This window comes from Bartonella sp. AP58NXGY (assembly GCF_042195785.1).
Taxonomy (GTDB): Bacteria; Pseudomonadota; Alphaproteobacteria; order Rhizobiales; family Rhizobiaceae; genus Bartonella.
This window is the reverse complement of the sequence record NZ_JBHIOY010000446.1, coordinates 1-518: the sequence shown is the minus strand read 5'-3', so window position 1 is coordinate 518 and position 518 is coordinate 1. Positions and strand designations below refer to the sequence as shown.

Annotated in this window: 1 pseudogene; it reads right to left on the bottom strand. The window is 37.8% G+C overall.

The window, feature by feature from the left end:
- Positions 1-51 precede the first annotated feature (51 nt).
- Positions 52-518 (bottom strand): annotated as a pseudogene (locus tag ACFINC_RS11920) (site-specific DNA-methyltransferase); the annotation flags it as partial.

Genomic DNA, 518 nt, shown 5'->3' with positions numbered 1-518 from the left:
CAGAAATCCTTTTTTCAACAGTGTTCATGAAAAACTCCGCTTTTTTATATATTATCCAAATAGATCTAATTCTTCTTGCGTATCATCTTTATCTTTGTTGCTTTCTTTGACGTCAATCATTGGTTCAAGATTGGCGATATTTAAACTGTAATCATCCCTTCCCCATTCGCATTTTTCTAATATTGCACGGGGAATTTTAGTGAGTGTAAGATTCTCAAAGGATGCTGATTTTGTTTTTGTATCAAAGGCAGTACAACAAATTAGCAATGTGCGATGGGGCCCCACCTCTTCGCTCATAATACGCAGCTGTTCATGGGTCATGGCGCTCGTTGTAACATAAATATAATCTGTTTCCGTTGAATACCCTTGCATCCAATAATGATTTTCATCTGGTGCATAGGTAAATCCCATATGTTTGCACATGGCTTCTGAAAGCATCGCAGCATTGTATTTGCGACTAATAATCCATTGTCCTCATGGATCTTTTTGCAACAGAGAAGGAGCAAGGCGATAATAAC